This window comes from Candidatus Gracilibacteria bacterium, assembly GCA_041660965.1.
Lineage (GTDB): Bacteria > Patescibacteriota > Gracilibacteria > BD1-5 > JAGOOR01 > JAGOOR01.
The window spans coordinates 130,549-154,635 of sequence record JBAZVH010000001.1 but is presented as its reverse complement, the minus strand read 5'-3'; the positions used below and the strand labels follow the sequence as shown (position 1 = coordinate 154,635).

Below are 24,087 nucleotides of genomic sequence, written 5' to 3'. Positions count from 1 at the left end.
AGAGAAGAGAGAAGAAAGGTGGAAGTTTATTTTCCGTGAATTTCTATTGCTACTGCTCGTTGCATATCTCGTTTTTTTATGACCTCGCGTTTATCATATTGTTTTTTTCCTTTTCCGAGAGCGACAGAGACTTTTATCAGGTTTCATTTGGTATAAATTCTGGCTGGTATCAGCGTCATACCTTGTTCCCCAGTTTTTTGCTCGAGACGGAGGATAGTACTTTTTTTGAGAAAAAGTTTTCTTTCTCGTTTGACTCATACATCGCTATCAACACTAAATTTGTAAGGGCTCACATGCATGCCAACGATTTTGACTTCTCCAGAACGGATGAGAATATGGGCACCTTTGAGCTGGCAAGATCCCTGACGAATACTCTTTACTTCCCAGCCAAAGAGCTCTATACCTGCCTCATGCTCCTCGATAAGTTCATAGTCATGAAGAGCTTTGCGGTTTACGATAGATATGTGAGTTGACTTAGAGTCCATATGTGTGTTCTTTTTTCTTCACTCATTCTATGAGTTTTTTGAGTGAATCCAAAGAAAAATCTGGCCACAATGTTTCCGTGAAATGAATTTCAGTTTCTCGCCCCATAAATGCTCCGCTCGTTCGGTTTCATTTTTTTGCTCCAGTGCGGACGAGGACCGTCGGATTTCGCATATTTTTAGCATATCCACATTCTCCGAGATGACTCTCTATCTCTTTTGGGTCAGTGATATCGGGATATTTTTTGATGACTGCATGTGTGGCACGGATCAGATCATAGTCACGATCATAAGCCAATCATAATCCGAGACGACGATGAGACATAAATTGTCGTGTTGCATCTTCCAGTTCTGCGATTTGTTTTTGGATATCTTTTGGGAGTAAATAAATCTCACCAATAGCTAAAAAGGCGGTTTTATTGTCTATAAGTTCCTTTTTAAATCTTTTTAAATAATGTTTTAAGAGAAAAAAGAGTCCTTTGAGTTCTTCGATCTCTCGACCAAGATTTGCTCGAGAAAGGCACCAAAAAACGCACTCATCGACCTCTTGGCTATGATTGAGCCATTGCATAACTTCTTGTACCTTTTTTACTCATGCAGTATGTCAGAAAAGTGTATTTTTTCATTTTTCTTTGGCCCAACGACGATTTCCATCGAGAACAAATGACAGTGATATCTTCATCTAAAAGTGGTTATCTATAAACCGCTGGAGTATAATGCTCGCAGCGATATCGTCAAGGTGATCTTCTGATCCCAGTTTCCCGAGCGATTCCTGAGCTTCAAATGTGGTAAGGTCTTCATCCTGCACCACAATCTCAATTCCTGGTACTGTTTTTCTTATTCGTTCAATGGCTTTTTCAAATCTCTTTTTTTGTTTCCCATAAGCATCATAGCCGATTGCCTCTCCGATAACGATTGTTTTCACTTTCTTTTTCTCCACCAGTTCAGGAAGCATCTCAAAAAATTCTTCGTGTTCAAAAACACCATGAGGAATAGCAATACCCACTACTGCGATGGCTACTCAGATATTATGGGTTCAATAGTCGATGCCGAGATACATAGTTTAATTGGTTTAATTAGTTTTGTTTGTTTGGTTTAATTCTTTCCTGTTCCTTCGTCTTAGCCTATGCCTTGAATTTCTTAATGCAACTCCAACACCATTTGTGCGTACGCATCGGGTGCGAGGTCGAGATGAATGGTATATTTTCCCGCTTTCTTAATCGTCTTTTCATCGAGACGAATCGTCTCAGGGAGGAGAGCGATATGAAATTTCTCACGAATTTTTGCTACCACCCAATCTTGATTAATGGCTTCTGAGAGTTTTCCCTGTTCATGTGTCATGTGGACGATAAGTGTCTTTTCATGCAGTCGTTTTGTGATCTCAAATCGATTTACATAGATCTTGGCTCTTTTTTCATCCTTGGATGGTTGCGGTTTGTATTCTTTTGCAATTCCCTCAGGAAAGAGCTTATTTTGGGCATAGGTTAGAGATACTTCCTTTATCTCTCCCTGCTTGCCTATATTGGCAGTGGTGTGGATTATTTCGACGGTGATTTTTCCAGATGTAGTCATAGTATTATTTTAAGAGTTGTTCAATAAGTTTTGTTGCAATCCTATCTCAGACAGTTAATCATTTTGGCTCTCGCTTTCTTTCTTCTTCCTGTTCCTCTGTCATTTGCTGTCCGATTTTCCACATTGTTTCTGTTATGGTAGTTTTACCAGCATCAATATGAACAAATATTCAGAGATTATGATGGCGAGGAGTATTCATAGTTTTACTGCAAAACTGCTTTTATTCGTCTCACTCCCGCAGAAGATGCTTCTTCTTTTTGGATTTTAAATGTTCCCATCGTTGAGGATTCCCCGATATGAGGCCCGCCACAGAGTTCTTCGCTGTAGACTATTCCATCATCGCCGACCATCGTGTAGACTTTCACGGTGTCAGGATATTTCTCCCAAAAAGCTCCGAGGACTCAGCGAGCTTTCGCACTTTCTTTTGGTTCTTCATTCATGGTTACTGTGATGTGAGATTTCAGAGCGTTGTTGACGAATTCCTCAACCGCTGCGATTTGCTCTGGTGTCATCTTTTCTGGATGCGTGAAGTCAAAACGCAATCGCTCTGGTGTGATATTTGAACCAGCTTGCATGATATGAGGACCGAGGACTTTTCGGAGACCAGCGAGCATCAGATGACAAGCTGTATGGAGCTGAACGGTTATCTCGCTATGATCCGCGAGTCCTCATTTAAACATACCAGCTGAGGCAGTTCGTGAGAGGTCTTGATGAGCGGTCATAGCTGCATCGAAGTCAGTTTCAAAATTTGTTGCAAGACTTCCACCATTTTCAATAATTTCATCACGAATCATTTCAAATGGGAGACCGTAGGTTTCAAAAAGTCAGAATGCTTCTTTCCCATCGATAGATTGGAGTTTTGAAAGTTCCCGAAAACCGTTTTTGATTGTCTTTTGAAATTTCGCCTCCTCCATACTGATTTCATCGATAATCACAGCTTCATTATTTTTTACAGATGCATACACATTTTCATAGAGACGGATAAAGTCGCGAGCCACTTGTGCGAGACAGGCATCCTCGTGTCCCATCTTGTGTGCTTCGCGGATAGCTCGACGGAGCAGTCGGCGGAGGACATAGCCACGATCTGTATTGCTTGGTTTCACTCCGTCTGCAATCATATGGACTGCTGTTCGGAGGTGATCAGCAATGATTCTTGCTCCTCGCTCGACATAATTTACTTCTCCGACGATTCTTTTGATATGCTCGAGAGTATTCTCAAAAAGGTCAGTTTCATAAACACTTTTTTTGTTATTAATGACAGCGAGAGTACGCTCAAGACCCATACCGGTGTCGACATTTTGAGCGGGGAGGGGTTCGAGAGAATAGAGGAAAGATTCTACCTTTTTGATATCACTTGGTTTTGTGTAGTGAATAGTAGGTATACCTAAGCCCTCTGCAACTTTTACATGAACTTCTCTGTTTTCTACATAGACACATTCAGAAGCTTTTAGATTTTTATCTACAAGGAGTTTACGATAATATTCTGGATCAGTTTTCTCTGGATTGTGCTCGTACGTCACATATTCAAATCCTGTCTGTTCGACAATTGGCATCAATTTTTCAAGAGGAGCATTTGTGACAATGATTGTTCTTAATCAAAGCATCTTTGCGAGAGTATAGACTTCTTCGTTGAGAGAAAAGTCTTCATTGATAAGACAAAATACGCCATCGAGTAAGAGAGTTTTTTCTACTTTCTTTCGATTGAACTGCATAAACACATTATTCCAGATTTCCATCCAGTCATCCGGATTGGTCCCTTTGTTTCCTTGTGGCTCGCCAGTGCCTACCCAATAAAATATCTCGGTATCTGGTCCGCAAGGTCCAGTCGGTCCTACTGCCCACCAGTTATCTTCCGCTGGGAGATAGGCAATTCGTTCTCGAGGCATACCAAGCCCTGCCCAAATATCCGCACTTTCTTCATCACGTGGAGCGTTTTCATCCCCCTCAAATACTGTCACAGAAATCATCTTTGGATCCAGTCCGAGCCAATCGAGGTCGGTGAGAAATTCCCATGAAAAGGCAATAGATTCTTTCTTGAAATAGTCACCGAGAGACCAGTTCCCGAGCATCTCAAAAAATGTACAATGTGAATCATCTCCGACATCATCGATATCGCCCGTTCGGACACATTTTTGGGCATCAGTGAGGCGCGTTCCCATCGGATGTTTTTCGCCCAAGAGGTAGGGAACCAATGGTTGCATCCCTGCAGTATTAAAGAGGACAGAGGCATCGTTTTCTGGCACGAGTGGTGCAGATGGAATAATGGCATGATTTTTTGACTTGAAAAAATCGAGATATTTTTGACGGAGGTCGGAAGAGGTGTAGTGCATAAATGTGGGAGAGATAGAGGGTAGAGTTAGGTTTTAGAGGAAAGATAGAGTTAGATGGATGGAGAGTTTATTTGACTTCGTTTAAGACGCAGGAGTCAGGAGAGCATCTTTCCTACTTCTTCTATTTTTCATGTAATTTCTCAATTATCCGGAGAGAGAAATCAGAGGTCTTGTGCTATAAGAATCTGTGTTTCAAGTTCTGCACATGATCATCTTGCGATAGAGAAGAATCTAAATTGCTCCTTGTCTGTATCTCGAGCACATCACTCAGCAATATTGCTTGGTATTGATACAGCTGAACGCTTGATTTGATCAACAAGACCATAGCGTTCCTCTTTTGGGAACTGCCCTATCAAGATATATATTTCTTTTACAAGAATTCGTGATTTTTGCCACACGACCAGATCTTTGAAGGATTGCATAAAAAAGAATAGTAGCCTATCTAACTCTAACATCTGTCTCTATAAACTCCTTGCCAGTATAACGGTTTTTTCATTTTTTCTAGTCAAATATGGCACTATTTTATTTGCAATCCTCTCTGAACTCGAGATAATCGCTAGGAAAGAATAATAAATTCCTTATTTTTTCTTTCTGCTTTATGCTTTTTTATTTTAGTGTATGCTCACAGTCAATACGGATGGTGGCTCTCGATGAAATCCTGGACCCAGTGGATGTGCTTTTGTAGTAGCCAATGCTGGAAAAGTTATTGAGACGGGCAAATTTTTCCTCGGGAAAATGACCAATAATCAAGCAGAATATATCGGAGCGATGCTTGGGCTCCTGGCTGCGCAAAAGAGGGGAGCTAAAGAAGCGCATCTTATTATGGATAGTGAGTTGGTCATTCGTCAGCTTCAGGGGATTTACAAGGTCAAAGATGCAGAACTTAAGGTGATTCATAAGAAAATAAAAAACATTCTCTCGACCTTCTCAAAAGTCCAATTCTCGTCGGTTCTACGAGAGAAAAACAAACTCGCTGATGATCTCGCAAATCAAGCGATGGATGATGAATTTCCGATATATGCTTACAAATCCGAGACCCTGCAATCTTCTTTTTTTGAATAACTCTTTTTTCACTATAATAGGTACACTGTCTTATGCCAAAACGTTATATTTTTATCATCATGCTCTTCTCTCTGGCGTTTCTGGTTATCCAGCTCGTGATGGTGGGATATCGTAATTCTTCACGAGAGGACCTCCTCTATCAGAGACAGCGGGAGATAGCAAAAGATGAACAGGAGATTGCCGACATCACCCTTCGAGCTCGTTGGGGCGATACTGCTGCTGCTCGTACGTACCTCAAAAAACTCTACCAAGATGTCGCACTTCCAGGAGAAAAAATGATTGTCCTGATACCGCCTCAGGTACCAGAATATTCTGTGGAGGATGAGATATCTGCTGCAAAAGTACAGGATGAAGAGCGAACGGAACTCACAATACCTGAAAAATGGCATAAACTTTTTTCAGGCGTGAGGTAGTATTATTTCCCTTTGCTCATTTATATTTCTTATTATAATACAGAAGTATGAATAATTTACTTCCTTGAGAGAAAGTAGTTGAAACCAAAAAATGTCTTTTATCCGGTACCGAATTTACTATCACTGATAAAGATATCGAATTTTATAATCAGATGTCACCGATTTTTAATGGAATGAAATACAGTATCCCGACACCAACCCTATCCCCAAACACACGTACGCAGCGACGTGTGGCATTTCGTAATGAGCGTTTTCTCTATGAAGGGAAATCTTGCTTTACTGGCAAAACTCTGGTGAGTATGTATCATCCTGAGGATGAGAGAAAAATCTGCGAAACAAAACTCTGGTATGGTGATGATTGGACTGCCTTTGACTATGGGAGAAAAGTAGATTTCGATCGTCCTATTTTTTCACAGATAAAAGAAATCTGGCATGATATACCGATGATGACACTTTATCATACAGGAGATTCTGAAAATTGTGAGTATACAAACTGGTTTGGAGGAGGAAAAATAGCATCAAAAAATTGTTATCTGTGTTTTAATGGTGCTAATTTAGAGGATTGTATGTTTTGTAAATGAATTATTGATTCAAAAGACTGTCTAGAGATGTATTTTGGGGCAAAAGATAGCCATTGTTATGAATGCGTGAACTGTAATGAATGTTATGGAGTATTTTTTTCACAGGACTGTACAAACTCTCGTGAGTGTCAATTTTGCACGTCTTGCATAGGATGTCAGAATTGTTTTGGATGTACCAATCTCGCGGGGCAACAGTACTGTATTTTTAATGAAAAACTCGAAAAATCCGTCTACGATGAACGTATCAAACAGCTTCGTATCACCCACGAAAATTATCCGAGCATCTTAGCACGTGTTCAAAAATTTCAACGGTCTCATCCTGTCAGGTGTCACCATAATATCAATTGTGAAAATTCTCTTGGGGATTATCTGGTGGACTGCAAAAATACAGTTGGGTTTGAGGTCTTTAATTGTGAAAATGTAAAATATGCAGATTCTTCCAAGCATTGCAAAGATAGTATGGATATGAATGGGTATGGATATTATTCTGATCATATGCTCGAGTCACTCGGGTCTGGTCATGGTTCTCGTGTTGCTTTTACCTCGTGCTGTGACATTTGTTCTGACACCTATTATTCATCTTGGTGTCTGAGCTCAAATCATATTTTTGGATGTGTAGGGCTCAAGCACGCTGCTCATGCAGTTTTTAACACCGCCATGAATCAACAAGAATACGATGAACTGGTACCACGTGTGATAGATCATATGCGTTCGACAGGGGAATGGGGCGAATTTTTTCATCCCAGCATTTCTCCATTTGGGTACAATGAAACCGTTGGGGCTGATGGATATCCCCTCGATCGTACTACGGTGGAAAAATATGGATGGAACTGGTACGATATTCCAAAAAAAGAACGGGAGTGAAGCTATGTTACACCTCTTGATATTCTCCAATATCATCCTGATACGGTCGGTAAAGAAGTTGCGGAAAAAAATATCGATGCTCTTCTTCGTGGCGTTATAAAATGTGAAGTAACTGGTGAACCATTTCGTATCCTCAAAGAAGAACTCAGATTCTATATCACGCATAATCTCCCTATTCCACACAGGCATCCACAGGTACGATATGATAATCGATTTGCCTTTATGAATCCCAAAAAACTTGTCACGACGAAATGCACGGAATGTGGAATTGAAACTCAGACAACCTATGATCCATCAGTGAGAAAAGTAGTCTGTGAAGAGTGTTATAGGCGGCTAGTTTATTAGGTTCCATACGTTTAATGGGTTTTAATAGGTTCCCGAAAATATTTCCTACCTATGACTATGACTGTTACTATTGCTCTGCTTTAATTTAATTATTTATGTTCCTTCCTCCTGGAGAAAAAATCGTAGAAACAAAAAAATGTCGAATTTCTGACAAGGAATTTGTCATTACCGATAAGGATTTGGAATTTTATGATGTCCTCTCTCCAGTATTTGATTGAAAAAAATGTCTTATTCCTTCTCCGACCATTTCTCCTATAGAGCGTCAAATCCGTCGAATGGCATGGAGGAACTATGACCAATTTTACAAGAGTACTTGCTCACTTACGGGACAAGAAATCATCAGTACGTATCGACCCGGAACGCCTTATAAAGTAGCAAACCTCGAATCCTGGTGGTCGGATAGCTGGAGCCCATATGAATATAATAAGAAAATAGATTTTTCTCGACCATTTTTTGAACAATTTCGAGAGCTTGATCAGATGACTCTTCATATGCCTCTGAGTGTTTCAAAATCGGAAAACAGTACATTTACCAATTTCTCTGTCAATAATCGTAATTGTTATCTTTGCACTCGTGTTGCCGAATGTGAGTATTGCTACTATTCTCTCCTGATCGTTCGGTGTAAAAACTGTATGGATTGCGCCGATGTCTCGGACTCAGAATATCTCTATGAATGTGTACGAACGATTAAATCGTATCGTTCTTTCTATTGTACGGATTGTGAAAATTGCCAAGAGTGTTACTTTTTAAAGGATTGTAGTGGGTGTAAGAATTGTTTTGGATCGTGTAATCTCAGAAATGCACAGTTTGTCTTTAATAATAAACAACTTTCTGAATCTGAATATAGGAAAAATCTCTCCTGAGCCCTTCAATACCTTCCAAATTCCGAACAAATTCGTAGTAATTTTCTTCATTTTTGTGAACAATTTCCGAAGAAGTACATTACAGGTTTTAATAATGAAGATGTTTCAGGAAATTTTCTTTTTTCCAATGCTCATGTTACCTTCGGTTTTGAGTCCAGTGAGAGCGAAAAAATCAGATATGCATACGGGACCGTCCATGGGCGTGATTGTATAGATGCGAGCTTTGGTTACTTTTGTGAAAAGTCTCTTGAAATTTGTGGTATCGCGAGTGGATATGGTCTTCTTTTTTCTCTCAATTGTCTCAATGATTGTCACGATTTACTCTATTGTAAGGATTGTGTTACGGCGACAAGCGATTGTTTTGGCTGTATATCCCTCAAAAAATGAAAACACTGTATCCTCAATACTCAGTATTCACAGCATGAATATGAAACACTGGCAGTACAGCTCATCGATCATATGCGATCCACGGGAGAGTGGGGAGAGTTTTTCCCTACACTCGATTCCCCATACGCCTATAATGAAAGTGCTGCAAATACGCATTTCCCACAAGAAAAACAAGCCGTCATCGACAGGGGATATGCCTGGTATGAATGACCAAAACAGGAACTCATTGCTCCATCCTATGATATTCTTCCTATCGCTCAATATACGGAGAGTGTTGTCTGACATGACAGAGCTCAGAGTCATATCGATGCGCTTCTCGCTGCCAAGATTCAATGTTCAGAATCACAGAAAATATATCAGATTTTACCCCAAGAACTCTCATTTTATATCGAAAATCAACTTCCAATACCTACAAGACATCCTATCATCCGATCCGGAACTCGTATGAAGAATACGCTTCCGATGGAGCTCTATGACCGCATGTGCGATGAATGTCATGTACCATTTTGGACTGCCTATTCACCAGAAAGACCAGAAAAAATACTCTGCGAAGAGTGTTACAGACGGCTGGTTTACTAGGGTGATAGGTTTATTTTTGTTTTGTTGGTTTTATTTGTTTAATTGGTTGGCCGAACTAAAAATCCTTTCTCTATCTTCTGCTCTAGCTCTATCTTAAAAATATACTTATGTCCTTCCTTCCCCCTGGAGAAAAAATCGTAGAAACGAAAAAATGCCGTATTAGCTGACAGGAATTTATCGTGACGGATAAAGACCTCGAGTTCTATGATAAAATCTCTCCTATTTTTGCTGGGAAGAAATATAGTATTCCAAGCCCAACACTCTGTCCGGATGAGAGGATGAGGAGGAGAATGTGTTTCCGTAATAGTCGGCATCTCTACTTTTCTTCAGAGGAGTGACAGCTTTCAACATATTCAAAATCGGGATGATATACTTCATTTCAGCCACCAAAATATTGGTCTGACCTGTGGACACCAACCGCCTATAATGCAAAATTTTCTTTTGATTCTCTCGCCTTTACTCAGCTCCACACTCTCGATAAACGAGTACCAAAGATCGCACGGTCTATTCTCAAAGAAGAAAATTGTAATTTTGTAAATCAAGCAAGCAATGTAAAAGATTGTTATCTGATTTATGGTGGTGATGACACAGAAAAATGCTACTATGGTGAACGCTTCAAATGATCGAAGAATTGTATTGATTTTCTCGGGGCATATAGTTGTGAATACTGTTATGAAATAGTAGATTGCATGGATTGTTTTTGACTTCGATTTTCACAGGAATGCACGAATTGTCATGATTCTTCCTTTCTCTATGGCTGTTCCGATTGTAAAAAATGTTTTGGATGTATCAATCTACGATCAAAAGAATATTATTTTTTTAATGAGCAGCTTTCGCCAGCAGAATATACAAAACGTGTACAAGAATTCTCTCTTGAACGGCATAAAGATTTTCTCCTAAAAAAAATCCATAACTTTTTTCTATCGCAAATCTATCGAGAAAATATGAACTTGCAAGCGGAGGGATGTGTAGGGAATAAGATAGTAAAGTCGAAGAACGTTTTCTATTCATACTATGTCCAAAACTCTGAAGATATCAGATATTGTGCTGATTTTTATGGGTCAAAAGACTGCTATGATATTTATACTTTTGGCGATCAGACGCATCGTTCATATGAATGTGTTACAATTGGACATGATGCCTATCATTGTCTCTTTACGCAGGAATGCTGGGAAAAAACTACTGATTTACTGTACTGCATGCATTGTACAAAATGAACGCATGATTGTTTTCTCTCAACTGGGCTCAAAAAACACGACCACTGTATTCTCAATATTCCCTATTCTGTTCAAGAGTATGAACAGTTAGCTTGAAAGATAATTGACCACATGAAATCAACAGGGGAATGGTGAGAATTTTTCCCTCATGAGCTCAGTCCTTTTGCTTACAATGAAACAGTTGCCAATGAGTATTTTCCTATGACAGAGGAGGAAGTGAGAGCAAAAGGGTGGAACTGGCACACAGAAGAAGATAAGAAATATGAATGAGTTATTTATCATCCTCTTCCGATAACCCAACATGATGAGAGAGTGATTGGTTTTGAAACAGCCCAAAAGAATATTGATGCTGTCCTTGCGTGAACTATTGTGTGCGAAGTTACTGGAAAGCCGTTTAAAATTATTAAACAAGAACTCGCATTCTATATTGAGAACTGAATACCGATTCCAAAAAAACATCCAGACCAGAGACATAAAGAGCGATTAAATTTAAGGAATCCAAGAACACTCTATGAGAGGACGTGTTCCGAATGTGGAAAAGATATTATGACCACCTATGCCCCCAACCGACCGGAGAAAGTAGTTTGTGAAGAGTGTTATCGAAAAATAGTCTACTAATGCTGTTGTATTTCAAAATTTTGTATATAATAGTGTTATATGTCCCACGGTCATTGACACCATCATAGTCCAAATATTACTCTCGTTATCCGAATTCCTTCGGATTTTTCTGGATGACCAGTCGATGTGACGCAGATGCTGGAGGCCCTACATCCTACCCTGGGGCACTCAGTCTTTAGTCTTGATTTTCACGTGGTGGGACACAAGCTCTTCTTCAGTCTCCAAGTGACAGCAGAAGAAAAGCCAGTTATCGAAAATCAGCTTTATACGACGTTTCAAAATATCGAAATAGAAGAAGTGAAAAGTCCGATGCACTATAATCCTGCCCTCTCAGTCAAGGCATCTATCTCAATGCGTGAACGTGATTTTTTCCCTATTCAGACGTATCTCGATGGGGGAGAAGGCGTTATCAAAAAGATTCTTTCACAAACTGCTGACCTGGATTTGACCGATAAATGTACTTTTCAGATTGCTCTGATGCCAGCTCATACACACAATGTTATCTGGGATTTCTCTCGGAAAATCCGTCACAAATGGCATATGATCAAGAATTCGATGAATGTCAAACGTCGATTTCTCGATACAAAAGTAAATATCCGTACGCATGATGCTCAGCATAAATATGAACATAAAAATCATGCAAATCTCTACTATGCGAAGATAACGTGCTATATTCAGTCTTCATCACAAGCGGTGGCACGTGCGAAGATGTTTGCTCTTCTCAAGAATCTCTATGATCTCGAAAATCGTGAAAATCAGATTGTGTTTGATGTCGATCCAATGCACGAAGGAGATGCAAAAAATATCATGGCACCCGTTCTGAAAGGAAGAAAATATTATCTCTGAGCTGAGGAGATCGCGACGCTCTGGACCTTTCCACAGCCAAAAGACAAAGTCCCTCATATCCTCCGCATCCTCTCTCGTAAAGCTCGACCACCCCTCGGTTTGCCGACGAATGAAAACGTGCCAGAAAAAGACCTTGTCAAATTTGGCATCACGAATTATCGCAGTCAAAAAATTCACTTTGGTCTCAAGACCTCCGATAAAGCACGTCATCTCTATATCGTCGGTAAGTCTGGTTCTGGTAAATCAAAACTTATCGAGCTGCTTGGCTACTCAGATATTATCAATGGTCGCGGGTTTGCGCTTCTCGATCCGCACGGTGATCTCGTCGACAATATCCTCCGCTATATCCCAGAAAATCGTAAAAAAGATGTGGTGATTTTTGATCCGACCGACTTGAATTTCCCCGTAGGATTTAATCCGCTCGAAGATGTCCCTGAGGAATACCGCCAAGAATTTACCAATAGCTTCTTAGAGATTTTTAAAAAGCTCTTCGGACAGGCATGGAATGCACGTCTCGAACATGTGATGCGCTTCTGTGTCCTGGCACTCCTCGAAGTCGGTGGAGCGACCGTGCTCTCTATTATCAAACTCCTGACTGACCGAGACTATCGTCAAGCTGTTATTAAACAACTGAATGATCAGACGGTCAAAAACTTCTGGACGAATGAATTTGCCGCTTGGAGTGAAAAATTCGACAGTGAAGCGATTATGCCGATATTGAACAAAGTCGCACAATTCGTCAGTTCTCCGATGATACGAAATATCGTCTGTCAGACGAATAATGCGATGAGCTTGGCAGACATCATGGACAATAAAAAGATTCTCCTCGTAAAACTCAGTAAATGACAGCTCTGAGAATCCAATGCGAATCTGATAGGAGCGATGATGATTACTCGTATTTATCAGGTCGCGATGATGCGTGCCGAAAAATCTGAGGAAGATCGTACGCCGTTCTCTGTCTACATCGATGAGTTTCAAAACTTTGCCACTGATTCCTTTGAAAATATCCTCTCAGAAGTGCGAAAGTACAAGCTCAATATCACCGTCGCTCACCAATATATGGATCAGCTGTCATCGAGTCTCCGCAGAACTATCTTCGGAAATGTGGCAAATATTATCTCATTCCGAGTCGGAGCTGAAGATGCGGGTGTTCTCGAAAAAGAATACGAACCCGTCTTTAGTGTCCCCGATATTATGAATCTCGGTGTGCGAGAGATGTATCTGAAGATCAATATAGATGGTGAAAATACCGAAGCTTTTTCTGCTCGTACGATGAATGTGCCGAAACTGCCGTATGATTATTCGCAGGAAATCTGGGATCTCTCTCGCAAGACCTATTCTCGTCCTCGAAAAGATGTCGAAGCGAAAATATTTGGTACTGATGCCGATGTTATTCAGAGCATGGAAACACTGAAGGTGGAAGGGGATTTCTTTCAGCCGTTGTTATAAAGAGCTATTGAGAGCATATCTAAATTAGTTCATTTGTTTTTGAGGGGCGAAGAAAAAAATATATTGTATAAACTTTTATTATGATGAATGTGAAGAATAAAAGTAAACCCATGGGGCAATACTTAAGTGAAAATCATTCACCAAGTGACGATATCGATGATTTTTTGGAAGAGACCGCACCTTTGATTGGTTATATAGTGTATAGTTTCAATTCCTTAGACTCACTTTTGAATAGTGCTATTTGTGAATTAATCACTGAATGAACAGATGGAATATGATCGGCTGTAATTCATAAAATGAATTTTTCTCCTAAAGTAGATTTATTCAGTCGATTAGTTCGATTAATTGAAACAGGAATGCAAAAGGATATTTCTATGTTCAACACTTTTATCGAAGACCTTAAAATGTGCGCTACCTTACGAAATGCTGTTATTCATGCTGACTGGGAAACTACCGATGAAGATAGATATGCATATATAAATTTAAATTTTGATAAAGTATGAATTAATCAAAAGTATCAACAGTTTACTCCAGAGACGCTTGAAGAAATTTATGATTTTATAGAAGAAACTGCCGAGAAATTTGATCTTTTTACAGAGGAGACAGATAGTTTATTTTCTAGATAAAAAAGTAGGTTTGAGATTTCTTATTAAAAAACTATAATCCAGGCATGACTACTACCACCTGGAATCTTCCACAGTATTTCTACGACACTTTGACTGATCCACGTATTGACGCGGATATTGCGACATGGCTTCCGATTACGCGGGAGTTTGCTGATCGATATCGCGGAAAGATTCGGCTTTTTACTACGCCAGAAGAGGTGCTGGAGTACTACGAGTATTCTGAGACCTTGAGTATGGTTGGCAAGAAGACGATGCATTATCTCTCGTACCTTTCGTCGCTTGATACGCAGGATACAGAGGTACAGAAAAAGCTCGGAGAGCTGGAGTATCTCGGGATTCAGCTCGCGGAATTGACGCTTTTTATCAGTCAAGAATGGAAAGAACTCGGAGCGGATGCAATTCGTGCATTTTCTGAAAGTCCTCTTCTCACGGCCTACAAAAATGACCTTGTGCAACAGGCAGATACGGTGCAATATTTGCTCGGTGAAGATGTCGAATTGGCTCTGACAAAAAAGTCTCGTGCCCTCGGTATTTTTGGTCTTCATGAGGAGCTTCGCAGTTCATTTGAATTCCCTTGGACCGATGAAAAATGAGTCGAGAAAAAAATCACTGAAGAAGAGATTCGTGCTTTCTCTCGTAATCCTGACCGTGATATCCGACGCAGAGCGTCTGAATCGCTGCAATCCGTCTATCTCGTTCATCAAAATCAGATAACCTTTTGAAATCTCTATTCAGGCATTATCAAAAATTGGAGTAGTTCGATTGATCTCCGTGGTTACAAGACTGTTATGAGCAAGCGAAATATCAGCGAACAACTTCCCGATGATGTCGTGGATGTTTTGATAGCCCAAGTTCAAAAGCATTTTCCTCTGTATCAGAGATTTCTCGCAGCGAAGCAAAAGCATCTCGGAGTTTCTGAATTGTATGGTTATGATATCGGAGCACCGATTTATTCCATAGAAAAGAAAATTCCCTACGAGGAGGCGTGCACGATGGTACTTGATATGTTCGGGTCTTTTGACGTGCGATTTCACGACTATGCGAAGGCAATGATAGAGGAGGGCCGTATTGATGCCTTTCCAAAGGCGGGAAAGCGTGGTGGGGCATTTGCGAGCTATGATAAGGGGGTTGAGAGCTTCGTTCTCCTGAATTATACGGAGACCATCAATGATGTGTTCACGCTCGCCCATGAGCTGGGACACGCGATTCATGGCCATCTGGCTCAGATTCAGACCTCACCGGTCTACGACGCACCACTTGTTCTCGCTGAGACGGCGAGTATTTTCTCAGAGAATCTCCTGATGCAGCGGATTCAAGCGACGCTCAGTCCTGAAGAACAACTGGAACTTCTCAATCAAAAACTGATGGATGTCTTTGGTTCGATTCATCGGCAGATTATGTACGTGAGTTTTGAGCGGAGAGTCCATGAATATATTCACGCGGGAGGGGAGCTGACCTACCGAGAGCTCAATCTCTGGTGGGATGAAGAAAGTAAGAAACTCTCCGGTACTGCGATTACGCCTATTCTGACGCCAGAAAAGAACTATGGTTGGTCGTCGATTCCACATATTTTCTCGACACCGTTTTATTGCTACGCTTACTCATTTGGGATGCTGACATCACTGTCGCTCGTTCAAAAATACAAGAGTGAATGACCGAAAATGATAGAAGATTACGTCTCTCTGCTCAGTTCAGGAGGAAGCGTTGCGCCAGTCGATATCTTGAACTCTATCGGAATCGATGTTCTCAAACCTGATTTCTACGATAACGCTTTTGCGGTAATTGAAGAGTTAGTAGGGGAATTTGAGAAGATAGCAAAATAGAGATAGAACATAAGATAAGAAAACCCAGGAGTAATAGTCATAGTAACAGTCATAGGAAGGAATATTTGAAAAAATAATCAGAGAACGAGATAATTTGATACACCAATAATGAGCATCTCGGTACTTGGAACTGGTCACTTGGTACTTGTTTAACTAGAATATATGATCATTTATTTGCATTTTCCCAAAAAATCGGTTATAGTGTCTTTGTAATCACTTTTTTATGACCCACTTCTCTCTGAAAAATGCCATTCTTTTGGCTTCCGTGCTCACTTTCTCTGCTGGTATGTCCGCTTTTGCGGCTCCAGTGAAAGCTGACTGTGCGACAGATCCACTGTTTGATACCAATTCGTGTGATGTCTGTTATACAGAAAAATACGATACAAAAATAACTCCCACAGGATGGACCGCCGAGCTCGCAACTGTAAAAGTTCCTTGGGAACATGGCGGTGGCACATTGAGTGAGGCCATTTTGGAAAGTGGACAAACGAATCCGACGATTATCCCTTCTGCAGACGTGACTGTCACTCCGACAGATGCGACTCAAATCTGGGAATTTGATACTGATATCGTATGGTACGAACTTGGCACACTCGGCGATAGAGAATTTTATATTGACAAAGGTATGACGAAAAATCTCTATACACTCAAAACAGGTGTTAAGCTGAGCTTGGCTGGTAAATGAACAAAAGATACCGTTCTTATCAAAACAAATCTTGCCTATGATGACTACGATCCTGCTGCCGCTGAGACATCGACAGGAAAGTCACGAAATATTTGTATACTTGGTAATCTCGGTACTGGAGAGAGTGAGGCCGTGACACCACCACCAGCTATTGCTCCACCTACTACTGAACAAAGTATCACCCCTCCTCTCGATGCAGCTGGTCCTGAAGAGGAAGTGGTCATCACCCCAGAACAAACAGAACCAAAATCCGGTCCTGAATTTTGGATTTTCCTCCTCCTCGCCTTCGTCTTCTCAGGTGCGTGGACGGCGTGGAAGAAACAAAAATCATAGACATCCTGATTTTATTCGTACAATAATTTTATGACAACTGGAGGAACTACATGACCTGCAGAAAGTACTGAAGCACTCAATTGACCAAGTCAGGAGGGTATGACAAAAATAGATCAGGTGCGAAAGGTAGGAAAGTACTGTAAACAATTGACACAAAAACCTCAGATTCTAGAAAAAATCAAAGAGTATCATAATGGTAGAATCACTAAAGCTCAGCTCGAAGAGCTTTTCAAGAGAGATCTCTCGTGAAAAAGTGCTGATTTTAAAAGGGAAATAGGAATAGGGGAATGAGAGGATGCTTTTGAGACATTTCTCACAAATACGAAGTGTTTCGAGAACCAGTTTATGTATGAGATAACACATAATACAAAAATCAGAGACAGTGCGAGAGAGGAAATGCTCGATGGTTGTATCGAGACATTGAGAGATGAATATACTATCACTTCTTCTCAAGAAGGTATCGTGCGTGAGTACCTCAAGAAACATGAAACCTCACAAGGGCTCAATATCTTTTTGGAATCAGGGAAAAAACGCAAAAAAACTTTAAACAAGGCACTTCCATCGCCACTTACAGAAAAGACACTCGACGATATTGATTTTAATGATCTTCATAGCAAGATTGCCAATCTTCCTCCGAGTGAGAGCTCTCGTCGTGTTCAGGCCATCTGGTCGACGATGCTCGGTGGTATCCGCATTCAGGAAGGAGAAGATGTCAAAGCGGCATTTCGGAGAGTACAGGTAGAAGGAGGTGAATGAGATCTGACGGCTGATTATGAGGCATTTTTTTCATGTCCAGATTCATTGATTTCGAGAGAAAATAAAGAGAGGATTCGCAACTTTCTCGTACGACAATATGTCCCTACTATTTCTCTTGAAAACCTTCAAGAGATAGATCAAGAGGCAGCTAAAAAGCTCCTTGCACAGTACCAGGTCAATACACACACCGAAGGATCTCGGGATGCTGACTGGGAGAGTGCTATCAAAGCGCAGAGAGATGAATCTGCCAGACAGGCCCGATGAGAGAGCTTGGCTACCAACGCAATCTCTACCAAAAATCTCGATATCAAAACACAGCTTCGTATTCTCGGAGGGCTTTCTTCTGCACGCCGTCTGCAGCAAAAAAATGATTTTGCTCGTGGACATGTATGAAGTTCCAGTATTCCAGGGATGGAGTATGAGGATGTTTTTGTAGATAATCATGGATTTAAGCCAGATGAAGTCATGACTGATGATGGACTCGTCGCAAAGCTGGAAGAATCCCAGGGTAATAGGATAAAAAACCTCGACAGATTTGCTCCTGGTGTGGTGATGCGTTGGAAAAGTAAAGGACCTGGTGATAAAGATATGATAGGATACTATGTGATAGAGCGCACACTCGGCAACACGCTCAGTGAAGACGGTGAGCCATGAGAGGTGAAGCTCCGATTCCTTGGTAATAATCAAAATGGAGGACGGCTTTCTCGTGCCGGCATCCCACAGACGAAGACAGGACCGCAATTTTTCGAATATCTCGATAGTTGTGCTGATGGGGGAGAGATTGATTTTATCAGCGATGGGGGTACTTTGGAGAGTGAAGAATTACAAAAGACTCTGAGTGCAGATAAGGTGAGTTTTTACACGGACACAGAAGCAAAACAAGAACTCAAATCTCGCTACGGGAGTATAGAAATAGAGAGTGAAGATGCTCTCAATGAGGAAGTCGATAAGCTGCTATATGGGACTAAAGGCAATCCTCGAGAATCATCAAATCCTGGAGAGAGAAAGCTCTGTACCGGTATGGTCTTTGCTCTGTGTAAAGAGAGCGAGCTCGATACGTTTGAGATCGAAGAAATCGTCGAACCAGAAGGAGGAAGCCCATGATATGTCCGGGTGTGGGATGGTTGGTCAGAAGGAGCAGATTCGAGGAGAGAACTGACCTTCAGTGAATTCGTGACGCAGTTAAAACATTTCAAGGCATCATATGATGATAAATGAGTCTATCGTATTCCTTTTGGGAAGCCAGGAGATCGTATGGGGCAGGACCAGTTTAACCGTTTGATGAAGAGTAAGGTACATGCTCTGAATGAAGGAAATCAAAAGAAAAATGAGAAAATAACCATCAAAGATGGTGTCTTCGGTGAATTTGATAAAAATGGTAATTTTTCTGAAAAGACGATTATCAAAGTCGGTGATGATAAAGATCTCCATATTTCAAAAATTGAAGGGAATCTCGTGACGGTGAGTCGGGGGACATTTAAACAAACAGAGTTTGATGCAAAGAAATGAATCTTTAAACAAAAGCCAGAATTTATTGGTAGCACTCCTTATCAGATACCGCTCCAATTGCTGTGGTCCTATCTGCAGACGAATTCTTATGAACTCACCAAAGAAGATATCTCACCAAAATTTAAAGCACAAGATAAAAAAGAAGGAAAAATAGGATGGGTAAATATATTGATGCACGCTCATAGTCTCTGAGTACTCTTGCATGGAGATCTCTGGACAGCTCCATTTAAGGCATGGGAAGAGTGACATCACAAAGAACATGCCTTCCACGGTAAACTCACAGCCGCTCTCGCGATAGAAAAATTGCAAAACAATCATGGACCATTAAGCGGCGTGCTGAACTGGGCAGAATGGCCCTCTCTGATGGTCGCTGATTCAAATGGAAGTTTTCAATCCTATCTCCAAGAGCTGGTTGATAAGATAGATGGTATGGGAAGTTATCATCGTACTCGATTGATCAAAAAATGGGCACGAACTGAGGACTTTCCCGCTCCAAAATTTATGGCGGCGATGTTTGCTTCCATGAATAACTTTGGACAGCTCTATCCCTATAACTGGGAGGATAATGATCCACGAAATTTTAATCACCTTGGGGAGCGGTGCGAGTGGTTTTGGTATAATAAAATACGACATCATGCTGATATCGTGATGGAAGGATTTCCTTCACATATGCCAGCACATCCACCTGAAAAACCACCAATTAATAAGGAGTCAGGCGCACCCCTTTCAGAAATACAGGCATGTCGAGAACTCTTTAATGCTTTTCAGCATCCTCTCCTGAAAAATCTAGGTCGACGATTTCAAAAATACCAGAACGATGCTCATAAGCATCTGATCGATGGTTGAGTATGAAACCTCAATGAACGCGATACTATGGAGCGAAAGCTGGAATGGATGATGCAGGCGGTGATTTCCGGGAAACCGACCGAAGCATTTGGTGGTGCCACTCCGCTCTGGCTCGGAGAAGGATATCCGACAGCTATTTCGACGATGCCCTATGCAGCCCTGCTTTTTGGAAATCGCGAACAACAGTTACTCCCTGCTACCCAAGAGCATCTTCGTCAAGAATTTCAGAAAACTACAAAAGTACCGATGTTTGTATTTGCACAAAACAAGGATCTCGGGGATGTATTTCGTGAAACAGGTGTTGCTTTTGCTTATACTTTGGAGCCAAAAGAGGGTGATATAGAAAATCCTGGAAGCCAACTCGAAAAACTTATAAAAAGTGCGACACCACGTATTAGCGGATCAAACATAAAAGTGTGGTCAAAACAGTTTGAGAAATTTTGGAAAAAATATTGAAAGGAAATGATGCACAAGATGACTGGTATGCGAGATCCGATGCTAAATCTCTTGATCAATGATAGACCACTCTTTGATGAGCTCCTCGATGCCGTCCCAGCAGATAAAAAACCACAGTATGAAGAGCTCAGAAAAAGATCAGGTAGAATACAAGCATATTATGGGAGACTTCACGATATGCAGAGCTCTCCCACTCACTCGAGTATTCACTGAGAAGGGGGAAATGCTTTTTATGATGGTGACCATTTTCGTTTTAGGAAAAATTTTGAAATAGGATACCCGATGGCGTGGATTGATTGGGATGGATATATCGATGCCAATATCACCAATGCTTTTGCAGAAGGAACAGGTGGTACAAACAAGGATGGTGTCTTCAATGAAATGCGTGGTTTTTTTGACGCTATGCCGGATTTGGCAAAAACTATGGCGGAACAAATGGGGATGGGAGGGAATACGGTATATATCGATCGTATCTGCCAATCCCTCTATGAAAAAAACCTTCCACCGATTAAAAATATGCTCCAAAAACGCAAATGGAGTAATGAAAGAAAAGCTTCTTACTACAATATTTCTTCGATGATTTTAGGATTTGCTGATGTACAAGAGCTCACACAACCAGCTACTTCCGATGCCACACAAAAACGATTTAAGGACTACAAAATGAAAATGGATGAAATCAATCTACGAGCAAAGGAAATCACCGCCACGAAAGGATTTGCAGAGAGTATGAAGTATCGGACGACGATGTGGAAGAGATTTGAAGCAGTCGTGGAAGGGGAAGTAGAGACTCAAGAATTAACGCTCGCACAAATCGAGAAAGGGGAATTTGATACATCGGGCGCCCCTCCGCAGGCACCGATACGACAAGTTACACGTCAGACACTTGATGAGACAGAATCTGTGCTTCGAGATACTCATCATAAAAAACGTCAGAGAAAATCTTTTGGAAGACCGGAAGATTCACTCTTACAGGGCGGTCAGGGGTCTCAACAGGGGCAAGATGATGATGACACAGTTCCCCCTCCGACGCCTTTGAACTGACTATAATTATCTAGAATTATTTTTTCGGAAATACATATTTCTCTGCTGCAACGAGCTGAGTGTCTATTTTGTTTTTCTTCCAAGCATTGATATCAAGTGAGAGCACTATATCTGGTTTGATGCCGACTTTATTGATTGAGAGTTTCTTTGGAGTGATCCATTCTGCCACAGTGTATTTGAGGAGAGAATTATCGTCGAACGAAAGCAGTTCTTGCACGACGCCCTTTCCATACGTTCTTTCACCGATGACGACGAGGTTACTCATCATATATTCTCGGAGTACGGCGACGATGACTTCAGCGGCAGAAGCGGTATTTTTGTTCACGAGGACGATGATTTCATAGCGTGACCAGTCTGTCATCTGAGGCATTGTCGCAGAATAGGTGTTTTGTTTTGTTTTATACTTGAGCGTGACGAGAGGACTACCTTTATCGATGAAAAAATTGAGAATATTTCTCGTTTCCAGCATGGATCCGCCTGGGTTATCGCGGAGATCGAGGATAAGTCTTTTTTTACCACTTGCGAGAAATTTTTGGAGCGCTTCCCCGAGTATTTTATCCGTTCAAAATGCTACTTCACGATACGTAATAATCTGCGCCTTTTCGAGATCTTGCGTTTCCACGATAGGAATAGAAATAATGGCTCGAGTGATGGTGACCGTTTTTGTCTGGCTGCCAGATATGACAGTCAAAACCACGGTTGTTTTTTCTTTGCCTCTGAGTCGTAGGATTTCATCTTCGATACCGTTGTTCGTATCGACTAGTACTCCATCTATTTTGAGGATTTTATCTTGTATTTGGAGACCTGCTTTTTCTGCAGGGCTTTTTTTGATAACTTCTTTTATCATCAGGACATCTTTACTATCACGATCGAGTAACACCCCAATTCATGCTATTTTTCCTTCGAGACTTTGCTGAAAAACATGAGATGATTCAGGTGGGAAATACTGTGTGTATTCATCCCCAGTGCTAGCTGCAATTCCCTCGGCTGCTCCATAAATGAGGGCTTCATCAGAGATCGTATCGGCATCGAGATGATTATCTTTTATGATACTATAGACTTCATTGAGGACATAGTAATTCTTTGTTAATCAGAGTCTGGAAACTGGTGGAATGGCAGTCGCAGCAGATTTTATATTTGGTGAAGTATTGAGTTTTTGTAGCAGAGTATACACGAATGAGAGCTTTATGCTTTTCATAAATACTTCATAATCATGAGATGTAAGATACGAATCATCTGTTGTGATCTCAATCCCAAAATGTTTTTTAAGCAGTGTAGCGAAGACTTTATCCTTCATCTGTGTATCTGGATTGAGAGCAGAATTTGTATTTGCTATCATATCATAGTATATGCCCCTCTGAAGTGCTGATCTGAGTCACGGCTTATTACCAATATCTGTATACTTGAGGACGATGTCACTATGACTCGTATAAACTATTGGGAAAAGATCATTGAAATACAACGTTAAAGTATCACCAATGGTCAAATCTTTTGCAAAAGCAAACCCACTTCCGAGGAGAAAACAGAAGAGAAGAAGTATTTTTTTCATAGAGATAAAGTGTACGGGTGTTTTTTATTATACAAGGAGAAAAAAGTGTCTTTTTGGTGTTTTTCTATTACAATACTGTTCAATATAATAGTAGTTTTTTAAAAAAATATGATTCCTATCCGTGCTGTTTTGCTTGATTTTGACGGAGTCATAGCTCATACGGAACCTCATATGTTCTGAGCATTGTGGTCATTTTTTGGCTTCAAAAATATTCGGATCCAAAAATCTGAATGGGATAGGAGTGGTTTTGCTGCAAAGTCTATTCGTCAAATCGTTGATTATCTCAATGAGTCGTACGGATACACTATCGATTTTGATGAGATGATAGCCCATATTGATGAGCAGCAGGCAAAGAGTATGTCTGCCGGACTCGAAACGGATCCGTCATTATTGGTGTTTTTCCGATACTGTCAGGATAATCACATCCAATTGGCTATCGGATCCAATTCTCGGGCAAATCGGGTGATACGCATCCTCGGCATCATGGGGATCTCTCAGTATTTCCTCTGAGACACACTCGGTATCCACGATCATCTCAATATTATCGGAGCCGAAGACCTCTCATATCACAAGCCAGATCCGGAAGTATGGATTCGTTCCGCGGAACGACTCAATGTCCCTCTTTCGGAATGCCTCGTAATAGAAGATGGTCTTCCGTGACTTCTCTGAGCCAAAGCGTGCGGGGCGAGAAGTATCTACTATCATCATTTTCGTCATCCTGACAAAGAGTGTCTCAAAAATGCAAATTACTGAATTTCTGATTTTTCTCAAGTTATTGATTTTATAGAATCACACAATGTCCTCACAAAATAGTTGCAAGTTATAGCTTTTCTTTACTATGAGAAGTATCCTCAA

19 protein-coding genes are annotated in these 24,087 nt (G+C 40.8%); 11 read left to right on the top strand and 8 right to left on the bottom strand.

Features of this window, described 5'->3' with window-relative positions; genetic code table 25:
- Positions 1-26 precede the first annotated feature (26 nt).
- The 7 genes from smpB to WC753_00765 form a co-directional block, all read right to left on the bottom strand.
- The gene (gene smpB / locus WC753_00795) at positions 27-485 is read right to left on the bottom strand and encodes an SsrA-binding protein SmpB (GenBank protein ID MFA6080004.1); all 459 of its coding nucleotides are present in this window, start codon (positions 483-485) and stop codon (positions 27-29) included.
- Positions 475-1,164, bottom strand: coding sequence for a polyprenyl diphosphate synthase (gene uppS, locus WC753_00790; protein MFA6080003.1), 690 nt, complete (start codon positions 1,162-1,164; stop codon positions 475-477). The genes smpB and uppS overlap by 11 nt, the downstream gene beginning before the upstream one ends.
- Positions 1,165-1,542: a RuvX/YqgF family protein gene (locus tag WC753_00785; GenBank protein ID MFA6080002.1), complete on the bottom strand. Its 378-nt coding sequence runs from the start codon at positions 1,540-1,542 to the stop codon at positions 1,165-1,167.
- A gap of 80 nt (positions 1,543-1,622) precedes the next feature.
- Positions 1,623-2,054, bottom strand: coding sequence for a 50S ribosomal L9 C-terminal domain-containing protein (locus WC753_00780; GenBank protein MFA6080001.1), 432 nt, complete (start codon positions 2,052-2,054; stop codon positions 1,623-1,625).
- 4 nt (positions 2,055-2,058) lie between these two features.
- Positions 2,059-2,253 (bottom strand): GTP-binding protein, encoded by a 195-nt coding sequence (locus tag WC753_00775; protein ID MFA6080000.1) that lies wholly within the window; start codon positions 2,251-2,253, stop codon positions 2,059-2,061.
- A gap of 4 nt (positions 2,254-2,257) precedes the next feature.
- Positions 2,258-4,384, bottom strand: coding sequence for an HAD-IA family hydrolase (locus WC753_00770; protein ID MFA6079999.1), 2,127 nt, complete (start codon positions 4,382-4,384; stop codon positions 2,258-2,260).
- 50 nt (positions 4,385-4,434) lie between these two features.
- Positions 4,435-4,806 (bottom strand): four helix bundle protein, encoded by a 372-nt coding sequence (locus WC753_00765; GenBank protein MFA6079998.1) that lies wholly within the window; start codon positions 4,804-4,806, stop codon positions 4,435-4,437.
- A 196-nt stretch (positions 4,807-5,002) separates the two neighbouring features.
- Between WC753_00765 and WC753_00760 the strand changes: the two genes are divergently transcribed.
- The 10 genes from WC753_00760 (at position 5,003) to WC753_00715 (ending at position 21,689) form a co-directional block, all read left to right on the top strand.
- Positions 5,003-5,446, top strand: coding sequence for a ribonuclease HI family protein (locus tag WC753_00760; protein MFA6079997.1), 444 nt, complete (start codon positions 5,003-5,005; stop codon positions 5,444-5,446).
- A 32-nt stretch (positions 5,447-5,478) separates the two neighbouring features.
- Complete coding sequence (locus tag WC753_00755; GenBank protein ID MFA6079996.1) at positions 5,479-5,859, top strand: hypothetical protein; 381 nt, start codon at positions 5,479-5,481, stop codon at positions 5,857-5,859.
- Between the two features lie 47 nt (positions 5,860-5,906).
- Complete coding sequence (locus tag WC753_00750; protein MFA6079995.1) at positions 5,907-7,649, top strand: hypothetical protein; 1,743 nt, start codon at positions 5,907-5,909, stop codon at positions 7,647-7,649.
- 95 nt (positions 7,650-7,744) lie between these two features.
- Positions 7,745-9,478 carry a hypothetical protein gene (locus WC753_00745; protein ID MFA6079994.1) on the top strand — a complete coding sequence of 578 codons (1,734 nt, stop codon included), beginning with the start codon at positions 7,745-7,747 and terminating at the stop codon, positions 9,476-9,478.
- 107 nt (positions 9,479-9,585) lie between these two features.
- The gene (locus WC753_00740) at positions 9,586-11,313 is read left to right on the top strand and encodes a hypothetical protein (protein MFA6079993.1); all 1,728 of its coding nucleotides are present in this window, start codon (positions 9,586-9,588) and stop codon (positions 11,311-11,313) included.
- Positions 11,314-11,352: 39 nt separating this feature from the next.
- Positions 11,353-13,608, top strand: a complete 2,256-nt coding sequence (locus WC753_00735) for a type IV secretion system DNA-binding domain-containing protein (GenBank protein MFA6079992.1) — start codon at positions 11,353-11,355, stop codon at positions 13,606-13,608.
- Positions 13,609-13,688: 80 nt separating this feature from the next.
- Positions 13,689-14,234 (top strand): hypothetical protein, encoded by a 546-nt coding sequence (locus tag WC753_00730; protein ID MFA6079991.1) that lies wholly within the window; start codon positions 13,689-13,691, stop codon positions 14,232-14,234.
- 44 nt (positions 14,235-14,278) lie between these two features.
- Complete coding sequence (locus tag WC753_00725; protein MFA6079990.1) at positions 14,279-16,057, top strand: M3 family metallopeptidase; 1,779 nt, start codon at positions 14,279-14,281, stop codon at positions 16,055-16,057.
- Positions 16,058-16,280: 223 nt separating this feature from the next.
- The gene (locus WC753_00720) at positions 16,281-17,075 is read left to right on the top strand and encodes a hypothetical protein (GenBank protein MFA6079989.1); all 795 of its coding nucleotides are present in this window, start codon (positions 16,281-16,283) and stop codon (positions 17,073-17,075) included.
- Between the two features lie 30 nt (positions 17,076-17,105).
- Positions 17,106-21,689 (top strand): hypothetical protein, encoded by a 4,584-nt coding sequence (locus WC753_00715; protein ID MFA6079988.1) that lies wholly within the window; start codon positions 17,106-17,108, stop codon positions 21,687-21,689.
- A gap of 10 nt (positions 21,690-21,699) precedes the next feature.
- Here the strand turns inward: WC753_00715 and WC753_00710 are convergent, their stop codons facing one another.
- Positions 21,700-23,232, bottom strand: a complete 1,533-nt coding sequence (locus tag WC753_00710) for a S41 family peptidase (protein MFA6079987.1) — start codon at positions 23,230-23,232, stop codon at positions 21,700-21,702.
- Between the two features lie 108 nt (positions 23,233-23,340).
- On the opposite strand from WC753_00710, the gene WC753_00705 reads away from it, so the two are divergent.
- Positions 23,341-24,045: an HAD family phosphatase gene (locus tag WC753_00705; protein MFA6079986.1), complete on the top strand. Its 705-nt coding sequence runs from the start codon at positions 23,341-23,343 to the stop codon at positions 24,043-24,045.
- Positions 24,046-24,087: the final 42 nt, after the last annotated feature.